Annotated in this window: 7 protein-coding genes and 1 pseudogene; 5 read left to right on the top strand and 3 right to left on the bottom strand. The window is 60.1% G+C overall.

The window, feature by feature from the left end; translation table 11 throughout:
• Window positions 1-681, bottom strand: a pseudogene (locus ACFC3J_RS21655) (glycoside hydrolase family 16 protein); the annotation flags it as partial.
• Between the two features lie 25 nt (window positions 682-706).
• On the opposite strand from ACFC3J_RS21655, the gene ACFC3J_RS21660 reads away from it, so the two are divergent.
• Window positions 707-961, top strand: a complete 255-nt coding sequence (locus tag ACFC3J_RS21660) for a hypothetical protein (protein WP_375198037.1) — start codon at window positions 707-709, stop codon at window positions 959-961.
• Between the two features lie 84 nt (window positions 962-1,045).
• Here the strand turns inward: ACFC3J_RS21660 and ACFC3J_RS21665 are convergent, their stop codons facing one another.
• Window positions 1,046-2,389, bottom strand: a complete 1,344-nt coding sequence (locus tag ACFC3J_RS21665) for a UDP-glucose dehydrogenase family protein (protein WP_375198038.1) — start codon at window positions 2,387-2,389, stop codon at window positions 1,046-1,048.
• 564 nt (window positions 2,390-2,953) lie between these two features.
• On the opposite strand from ACFC3J_RS21665, the gene ACFC3J_RS21670 reads away from it, so the two are divergent.
• Window positions 2,954-3,328, top strand: coding sequence for a c-type cytochrome (locus tag ACFC3J_RS21670; RefSeq protein WP_375198042.1), 375 nt, complete (start codon window positions 2,954-2,956; stop codon window positions 3,326-3,328).
• A gap of 338 nt (window positions 3,329-3,666) precedes the next feature.
• Here ACFC3J_RS21670 and ACFC3J_RS21675 read toward each other — a convergent pair whose 3' ends face one another.
• Window positions 3,667-4,428 carry a competence/damage-inducible protein A gene (locus tag ACFC3J_RS21675; RefSeq protein WP_375198039.1) on the bottom strand — a complete coding sequence of 254 codons (762 nt, stop codon included), beginning with the start codon at window positions 4,426-4,428 and terminating at the stop codon, window positions 3,667-3,669.
• Window positions 4,429-4,508: 80 nt separating this feature from the next.
• Between ACFC3J_RS21675 and map the strand changes: the two genes are divergently transcribed.
• The 3 genes from map to ACFC3J_RS21690 all read left to right on the top strand — a co-directional run.
• Window positions 4,509-5,339: a type I methionyl aminopeptidase gene (gene map, locus ACFC3J_RS21680; protein WP_375198040.1), complete on the top strand. Its 831-nt coding sequence runs from the start codon at window positions 4,509-4,511 to the stop codon at window positions 5,337-5,339.
• A 241-nt stretch (window positions 5,340-5,580) separates the two neighbouring features.
• Window positions 5,581-5,919 (top strand): P-II family nitrogen regulator, encoded by a 339-nt coding sequence (locus tag ACFC3J_RS21685; protein ID WP_066697646.1) that lies wholly within the window; start codon window positions 5,581-5,583, stop codon window positions 5,917-5,919.
• A 113-nt stretch (window positions 5,920-6,032) separates the two neighbouring features.
• Window positions 6,033-6,828, top strand: a 796-nt coding sequence (locus ACFC3J_RS21690) for a glutamine synthetase beta-grasp domain-containing protein (protein WP_375198041.1), incomplete at its 3' end; no start/stop codon positions are given.

The raw sequence follows: 6,828 nt of genomic DNA on the forward strand, positions 1-6,828 counted from the left end.
GGCCAGGAAATTGCGGCCGTCCAGAACCGTCGATCCATAATACCAGGTCTGTCCCTGATAGTTGATCGGCGTTGCCAGCTTCTGGCTGTGCAGCACCAGACCCTTGGTGCCCCAGTAAACCGGCCCCTCGACCCCCGGAAATACCGTGGAATCCAGATAAAGCCCGGTTTCTCCATTGCCCGGCTGCGTCCGTCCGTGGGCGAGCGAGGTTGCCCAACGGTCCCAGCCGCCGTCAGGCGAACGCTTGTGTGTGTTCTTGAGCAGCTCGAACTGAAGGCTGCCGGTCGGCGCGAAGGTGCGCGGCTGACGGAAAGTTCCGGTTGCCTTGGCCGTCGCAAGGATCGTGCTGCTGGCTGTAATCGTCGCCGTCGACTGCCCTTGCAGAGCGCCCCATGGTGCCTCGCGCAGCTTGATGGAGAATTGCTGCCCGTTCGTCGCCGACAGAATCGGGACCGCCACGGTCTGAACCAGCGGATCGCCGGGCCGGAATGTCACAACCGTGTCGACAGTCTGGTAATTATAGCCCGACAGAGCCCGCAGCGTGCCCGATCCATTGACGGTGGTGATCCGGGCTATCACGGTGTTGGGCGTGGCATGGTCCAGCGACACCGGCACATAGGCGACGCCGGTGCCGGGCTGAAAGGTGGCGTTGCCCAGCGACAGCGTCGCCTTTTCCGGCAACCTCGTTCCATTGGCGAAATCGAAATTGGCGAAGTTCGCTACTGTGCCGCTGGTAACTGCCGTTGTTGTCGACGACGTTGATGAAGACGTCGTCGCCATTTTCCCGACAATTGAAGAAGTCGTGGAACCAGATGACGCAGTGGTCGTTATGGAAGTTCCGGATAGAACCGTCGCAGCTCCTGCGGCTGCGACGCACAATATCGCTATTCCGGCCCCAAAAATGGAGCCAGTTGATCTGGAAGACATTTTGCAACCCCCGACTTATATAAACGTCGTTTAGGGTCCGATAAGGAGGTTAACAAAAGCTTCCGGTCAAGAACGGCTCATCGCAAAGCAACGGCTTTTGCGACGAGCCGTTCATGTGTCATTCAGCCGCCTGAATCAGTTCCGCAATCTCCGGCGTGGCGCCCCGACCGACGCTGACATAGGCAAAACCAGCCGTTTCAGCGTCTTCAGCGCGATAGATGTTGCGCAGGTCGACCAGTCCGTCGCCGTTCATCACCGCCCTCAGGCGCGGCAGGTCCAGTGCCCGCAAGGCATCCCATTCGGTGACGATGACCACCGCCGCAGCGCCTTCCGCCGCGGCATAGGGGTTGGCGCAGAATTCGACGTCGTTCATCATCGACTTGGCCGCATCCATACCCTCCGGGTCATAGGCGCGAATGTGCGCGCCGCCGTCCTGCAAGGCCTGAATGATGGAGATCGACGGCGCATCGCGCATGTCGTCGGTATTGGGCTTGAAGGTCAGGCCCAGCACGGCGATCGTTTTGCCCCGAACAGAGCCGTTGCAGACCGCCACCACCTTCCGCGCCATTGCCCGCTTGCGTGTTTCATTGATCGCCACGGTCGTTTCGATAAGGCGGATCGGGGCGCCCGCATCCTCTGCCGTCTTGACTAGCGCCAGTGTATCCTTGGGAAAGCAGGAGCCGCCATAGCCCGGCCCGGCATGAAGGAATTTTGAACCGATCCGGTTATCAAGACCAATGCCGCGCGCCACCTGCTGAACGTCCGCGCCGACATTTTCGCAAAGGTCAGCCATCTCGTTGATGTAGGTGATCTTCATCGCGAGGAACGCGTTGGCGGCATATTTGATCAGCTCGCTGGTCCGGCGACCAGTGAACTGGATCGGCGCCTGATTGAGATAGAGGGGGCGATAAACCTCTTCCATCACCGGCCGGGCGCGCTCGTCCTCGATACCGACGACGATACGGTCGGGGCGTTTGAAGTCCTGGATCGCCGCGCCTTCCCGCAGAAATTCGGGATTGGACGCCACCGCAAATTGCGCGTCCGGATTGGTTTCGCGAATGATCCGATCTACTTCATCGCCCGTGCCGACCGGAACCGTAGACTTGGTCACGATCACCGTGAAGCCGTTCAGGTTGGCCGCAATTTCGCGCGACGCATCATAGACATAGCTGAGATCCGCATGACCATCGCCACGCCGGGCCGGTGTGCCCACGGCAATGAACACGACATCGGCCTGACTAACCGATCCGGCGAGATCGGTGGTGAAGGTCAGACGCCCCGCTTTCACATTGCGCGCGATCAGGTCGGCAAGGCCCGGCTCGTAAATCGGAACGCCACCGCCCTGAAGCAGCTCGATTTTGCGCGCGTCCTTGTCCACGCAGATGACATCATGGCCGAAATCCGCGAGACACGCGCCGGAGACCAGGCCGACATAGCCCGATCCGGTCATAACGATCCGCATCAACTTTTCTCCTTCTACAAAAGGCTTTTCGACCGAAGGCCAACCCATCGTGAAAAGGCGCAGAAATCCATTCCGGGAATTCCCGAATGAAGAGACCTCACCTTCACCACAGGCCGGACATCAGGTGAAACGCGCCTGACGCCCAACAGGCCGGAACCAGCCGGCTATTGACGCAGCGCAGCATACCGTCCCGCGCAGCAATGATGCAACGCAGCCTGCCGCTCGAACGCCACATATGGGCGCGGAACAGGGAGTTATGGGCGTTTCAGGGCGCCATCTGCGAGAATCCCGGTACATCCTTGTGGATTGTCGTCCAGCCAAAAGGCGGGGGCATCAGCCCGCCCCCCCCTCACCCCTCGTCGGGAAGATCAGAATTGGCGGAGCGCCTGCCGGACGCTCCCGGTGGACGACGACATAGACCGCAATATAGCGCTCTCCATCAAAGTCTTTCTTGCATGCCGACCGGCAGTTGTTTCAATCGCGGTTCAGAATCAGCCTGCTATTAATCTATTTATGCACACTGGTATAGAATTCCAGTCAGCGAAAAAGGGAAGAGGATTCCAGATGATTTCAAAGCCTGTTGCATTCGCCACCGCCCTGCTGATTGCAAGTCCCGCTCTTGCCCAGACGGGAGATGCTGCCAGGGGTAAGGCGGTCTTCGCTCGCTGTATGGCCTGTCATACGGTCGATCCGGGAGTGAACCGGCTCGGACCGTCGCTGGCCGGAGTCGTGGGGCGAACTTCAGGCACGGTGCCGGGTTTCGCCTACTCCCCGGCGATGAAGAATGCCAAGATTCGCTGGGATACCAAATCGCTCGACGCCTATCTCGCCAAACCCATAGCCAACATGCCGGGCACCAAGATGGTCTTCGCGGGCCTGCCCAATCCTGCCGATCGCGCCAATCTGATCGCCTATCTCGCCACGGCGACCAAGAAATGATGTTAAAGATATTCGATGGCGCTCAATCATTGCGTTGACCCGCCCTGGCCCGCAATCTGGTGAATTAACCGAAACAACAGATTGCGGGGACGGGAGCGGATGCGTTAAACATCGTACTCTCACCAGTTGGCGATCGCAGCCTGAAGTCAAGATGGAGCCGTGGGAACGTAAACCGTTCCAAGGGCACGCTCCCACTGTCGCGCTGGCGATAGGTCTCACGATTGCACCCGGCATGTCACTGACGCTGGCTGAAAGCGCACGCGTCGGTCGTGTCCCCTTTTCCGGCTTTCGCGGTTGCAAGCCGGTCATCGCACAACCAGCTCAAACCATCGGAGCGCTCAAATCCCGCCAGCGATAACCGGCCAGCCGCCCCGTTCCAGCGCGGCCCCCAGATCCGCCACACATCGATCCAGCGCCGCCCCATCTGTCGAACGGATCACGAAATTCGCTCCCGTCCGCCCTTCCCGGAAAAAGGGATAGCTGCCGATCTGGCACCCTTCATGCGCCCGCTCGGTCGCGCCCAGCAGATCGGCAATCTCGCTTTCAGCGACCCAACAGCCGAGCGTCGCGGAAAGCACCGGCAGCCCGCCTTCAAGCTTCCCCGTCAGACTGTCCAGCATCCCGGCAGTGATATGCGGCACGCCCGCCATGATGAAGATATTGCCGTGCCTGATGCCGGGCGCCCCCGACATATGGTTTTCGATCAGGCTGGCCCCTGCGGGGACCCGCGCCATCCGTAACCGCGCTTCGGTCAGCCCGCCGCGCGTTTCATAATAGCCTGACAGCATGGCCCGCGCCCCGGCATGGATTTCCACTTCCACGCCCAGCGCAGCCGCAATGGCATCGACTGTTATATCGTCATGAGTCGGCCCAATGCCACCGGTCGTAAACAGATAGTCATTGCGCGTGCGCAACGTGTTCACCGCTTCGATGATTGCATCCGTATCATCCGCGACGACCCGGACTTCGCGCAGCCTTATGCCCTGCACATTGAGCCATGTCGCAATCTGCGACACATTCTTGTCCTGTGTGCGGCCTGACAGAATCTCGTCGCCGATGACGATCAGCGCTGCGGTCCAGATGCGGTTGGGATCGGCCATGGGCAGGCCATAACCAAAGCCGCGCGGCCTGCCTAGCCGCCCCCTCGCATTATCCTGCATCCCTGCCTATAATCGCCTGCATGACCGAATATATGACGATGACGGCGGATGCGCCGATTTCCCGCTCGACCGCGATCAAGCTCTATGATGCGGCCGGTTTCGAAGGCATGCGCAAGGCCGGGCGGCTGGCGGCGGAAATCCTCGATGCACTGGTGCCCCATGTGGTGCCCGGCGTCACGACCGGGGAGTTGGACGACATCGTCCGCCGCATGACGCTGGACGGCGGCGGCGTGCCTGCGACTCTGGGGTATCGCGGCTATACGCATAGCTGCTGCATCTCGCTCAACAATGTGATCTGCCACGGTATTCCGGGCGACCAGAAACTCAGGGACGGCGATATCCTGAACATCGACGTGACGCCGTTGGTGGATGGCTGGCACGGCGACACCAGTCGGATGTATATTTGCGGCGAAGCCCCCATCAAGGCACGGCGGCTGGTCGACGTCACCTATGAATGTCTGATGCTGGGCATCGAGCAGGCAAAGCCCGGCAACCATCTGGGCGACATCGGCCATGCGATTCAGCGGCACGCCGAAAAGCACCGTTATGGCGTCGTACGCGATTTCTGCGGCCATGGTCTGGGCCGCGTTTTTCATGACAGTCCCGAGGTCGTCCATGTGGGCCGCCCCGGCACTGGCCCGGAACTGAAGCCCGGCATGTTCTTCACGATCGAGCCGATGATCAACATCGGCAAGCCCGGCGTGAAGATGCTGGAGGACGGCTGGACCGCAGTAACGCGCGACCGCACGCTGTCGGCGCAGTTCGAACACAGCATCGGCATCACCGAAACCGGCTGCGAGATTTTCACCAAAAGCCCGGCGGGCCTTGACGCACCGCCCTACCAGACTTGATCGCAGCAAGCTGCCCATTTTTTGGGCACTCTATTATCATCTTGCCCGGAATCCGGGCAATATGGACAAAAGTTGCTGCATCGCAGAAAGCAGATCCTAGCGATTCGCTATTTGGCACGGTAATTGATTGTTAAGAGGGACGGCGCGTGTCTTTGGGGGGCATGATGATCGTCACTCGAACAGTAGATGGATGACGGCCTAAACTCCGCATCCTGCGCGCGTTTGAATTGGGAATGAAGTGATGAAAAAGATCGAAGCGATCATCAAGCCGTTCAAGCTCGACGAGGTGAAGGAGGCGCTGCATGAGGTCGGCGTGTCCGGCATCACGGTGACCGAAGCCAAGGGTTTCGGCCGTCAGAAGGGCCATACCGAACTTTATCGCGGCGCCGAATATGTTGTCGATTTCCTTCCCAAGGTGAAGCTGGAAGTCGTCGTCGACGACTCGCTCGCCGACCGGGTGGTGGAGGCGATCTCCGCCGCTGCGCAAACCGGCCGCATCGGTGACGGCAAGATCTTCATTTCCAACATCGAAGGCGCGGTGCGCATCCGCACCGGTGAGCGCGACAGCGACGCCATCTGATTTTTCGCGAACTTCTCGCCGGCTTGCAGGGGATGATTTCCAAGAGGTCTGGCGGCTGACCACATCAACCTACCCCTTCGGGGGGGTATTTATGAAAGAAGGGCACGGTTCACATGGCTAACACGCCTAAAGACATCCTGAAGATGATCGAAGAAAAGGAGATCGAGTGGGTCGATGTCCGTTTCACCGATCCCAAGGGCAAGTGGCAGCACCTGACCATGGTGTCTTCGGTGCTGGGCGAAGATGAGCTGACCCAGGGCCTGATGTTCGACGGTTCGTCGATCGAGGGCTGGAAGGCCATCAACGAATCGGACATGATCCTGAAGCCGGACCTCGACGCCGTCTATGTCGATCCGTTCAGCGCCACCCCGATGCTGATCATCTTCTGCGACATCGTCGAGCCCGACACCGGCGAACTCTACAGCCGCGATCCGCGCTCGACGGCGAAGCGCGCCGAAGCCTTCGTCAAGTCGGCCGGTTTCGGTGACACCGTCTATGTCGGCCCGGAAGCCGAATTCTTCATGTTCGACGACGTGCGCTTCGAGAATGACTACTCGCAGAGCTACTTCAAGATCGACGACATCGAACTGCCGACCAACACCGGCAAGGAATATGAAGGCGGCAACCTGGGTCACCGTCCGCGCGCCAAGGGCGGCTACTTCCCCGTCGCGCCGGTCGATCCCTGCACCGACATCCGCGCCGAGATGGTTTCGACCATGCTCGAAATGGGCCTGCCCTGCGACAAGCACCACCATGAAGTGGCCGCTGCCCAGCACGAACTCGGCCTGACCTTCGGCACGCTGGTTCAGACCGCCGACCGCATGCAGATTTACAAATATGTCGTGCAGATGGTCGCCCAGGCCCAGCGTTCCAGGGCCCCGATGCAACGTCTGGCCGACGTGGTGGCAG

Origin of the sequence: Sphingobium sp., from assembly GCF_041987595.1 — a bacterium.
Lineage (GTDB): Bacteria > Pseudomonadota > Alphaproteobacteria > Sphingomonadales > Sphingomonadaceae > Sphingobium.